Annotated in this window: 3 protein-coding genes; 2 read left to right on the top strand and 1 reads right to left on the bottom strand. The window is 74.5% G+C overall.

Translation table 11 applies throughout. The features are described 5' to 3' along the window. Together ACSNOH_RS34605 and ACSNOH_RS34610 are read left to right on the top strand one after the other, a co-directional pair. Nucleotides 1-471: glycosyltransferase family 2 protein (locus ACSNOH_RS34605; protein ID WP_436725412.1), on the top strand; the 471-nt coding region annotated here is incomplete at its 5' end. A gap of 124 nt (nt 472-595) precedes the next feature. After that, nucleotides 596-1,378: an SDR family oxidoreductase gene (locus ACSNOH_RS34610; RefSeq protein WP_436725414.1), complete on the top strand. Its 783-nt coding sequence runs from the start codon at nt 596-598 to the stop codon at nt 1,376-1,378. Nucleotides 1,379-1,437: 59 nt separating this feature from the next. On the opposite strand, the gene ACSNOH_RS34615 is transcribed toward ACSNOH_RS34610, so the two are convergent. Continuing rightward, entirely contained in the window at nt 1,438-1,959 is a 522-nt protein-coding gene (locus ACSNOH_RS34615) for a DUF5709 domain-containing protein (RefSeq protein ID WP_436725413.1), read from the bottom strand. Between the last annotated feature and the right edge of the window lie 178 nt (nt 1,960-2,137).

A 2,137-nucleotide genomic window follows, 5' to 3' on the forward strand; every position in this document is an offset into this window, starting at 1 on the left:
CCGCTGGGCAGTCCCCCCGACCTGCCCGGCCCGTGCGTCCTGGGCTTCCTCGCCTGCGCGGCCGTCGTACGGCGCAGCGCCTTCCTCGGCGCGGGCGGCTTCGACCCCGTCCTGCACTTCGGCGGCGAGGAGACCCTCCTGGCCCTCGAACTGGCCAGGCGGGGCTGGGGCTCGGCCTACTGCCCGCAGATCGTCGCCCGGCACGACCCCGACCCCGGCCCCCGGCCGGCCCGCAGCGCACGGATCCAGCGCAACGAGGTGCTCACCGCCTGGCTGTGCCGCCCCCTGTCCCACGCCCTGGTCCGCACCCTCCGGCTGGCCGCCGCCTCACGCGCCGATCCCGCCGCCCGCACGGCCCTGGCCGCCACGCTCAGGCGCCTGCCCGCCGCCCTGGCGCGCCGGCGCCGCCTCCCCGCACCGGTCGAACGCAGCATCAGAACCCTGGAGGCCGGGGCCTCCCGCTCGCCGTGACCCGATCCTCCTGACCCGATCCCCCCGACCCGATCCCTCTGACCGAGGAGAAGATCCCGTGGACCCCCTCACCCCTCGTTCCCCTCACCCCGGCGCCCGCCCGGACTCCGGCGGGCCGCGGCGCGTGGCGGTGGTGACCGGCTCCGACTCAGGGATAGGCCGGGCCACAGCCGTACGACTGGCCGCCGAGGGCATGGACGTCGGCATCACCTGGCACAGCGACCACGCCGGTGCGCAGGAGACAGCTGAAGAGGTACGGGCCCATGGCCGGCGGGCCGCGGTCGCCCGGATGGACCTCACGCTGCTCCCGCAGGCGGCGGAGACCGTCGACCAGCTCGCCGGGGAACTGGGCCGGCTGGACGTCCTGGTCAACAACGCCGGGACCGGCACGGCCACTCCGTTCCTCGACCTCACCCACGACACCGTCCGGGAAGTGATCGACATCGATCTCATCGGCCCGCTGCTGTGCGCGCAGCACGCGGCGCGCCGCATGATCGGCCAGGGCGGGGGCGGCCGGATCGTCAACGTCACCAGCGTTCACGAGCACGCCCCGCGCGTGGGCGCGGCGCCCTACTGCGCGGCCAAGGGAGGCCTGGGCCTGCTCACCCAGGTCATGGCGCTGGAACTGGCCGAGCACGGCATCACCGTCAACGCCGTGGCTCCCGGCGAGATCGCCACGCCCATGACCGGCCAGGAGGACACCGACGTCAGCACGGTGCGGCGGCCCGGAGTGCCGCTGGGCCGGCCGGGGGACGCGCGGGAAGTGGCCGCGGTCATCGCCTTCCTCGCCGGCCCCGACGCCGGGTACGTCACCGGCGCCTCGTGGACCGTGGACGGGGGCATGCTGCGGATGGGGCCGCAGGCCGGATCGCACCTGGAGAGCGACTCCTGGCGCCGGCTGACCTGAGGCGGGGGGGCGGCCGGGCGGCCTGAGGCCAGGGGCACGGGGCGTTCCGTTGCGAGCTGCTACGAGGCTCCCGGTCCGGGTTCGGCCTCGGGCTCGGCTTCGGCTTCGGGCGATTCGGCTTCGGGAGAGGGGAGACCGTCGATGATGTGCATGGCGGCTTCTTCCGCCGAGGCGGCCCCGCCGTCGATGCCGACGTCGCGGGCCACGACGTCGTTGCGGGTGCGGGGCGGACCGTACTCGGCCTCCACCATCCGCCCCGCGCGGTCCCGGCCGGCCAGCGGGTCCACCACCTCGCCGTCCGTGCCGATTTGATCGCCTATGCCGTCGCCCTCGGGCGACGCGACGTCCGGGACCTCCCGGGCCAGTCGCTGCTCAAGGCTCTCGCCGTCGTGCTGTTCCCGCGCCGCGGTGCCGTACTGCTCGACCGCGAGGGGCTTCTCCGGAGGGGAATAGCCCTCGTCGAGGACCTCGTCGAGTTCGTCGCCTCCGAGGGCGTTCTCCAGGTCGAGCTCGTTCGGCTGGTCCCAGAGGTCGGAGCTGGCCGGCTGGTACACCTCGTCGCCCATCGTCTCGCCGGACATGCGCCGCTCTCCTTTCTCGCCCCTTCAGGGGGAGTGCCGCAGCAGGCTGTGGTGCGACGTGTGGCGCTTCACGGCCGTCAGGGCACATCAGTGCTGTCAGGGCGCAGGGGCGAGGACGAGATCCGTCCCCGGTTCCGCCGGTTCTGCGGGAATCTGTAGCTGGGGCTGGGGCTGGGGC

The sequence above is a fragment of the Streptomyces sp. URMC 127 genome (genome assembly GCF_051386535.1).
Taxonomy (GTDB): Bacteria; Actinomycetota; Actinomycetes; order Streptomycetales; family Streptomycetaceae; genus Streptomyces.

What these genes read in the sequence shown, in the direction of transcription:
- ACSNOH_RS34615 (WP_436725413.1), bottom strand. Translation starts at nt 1,959, where the DNA reads ATGTCCGGCGAGACGATGGGCGACGAGGTGTACCAGCCGGCCAGCTCC.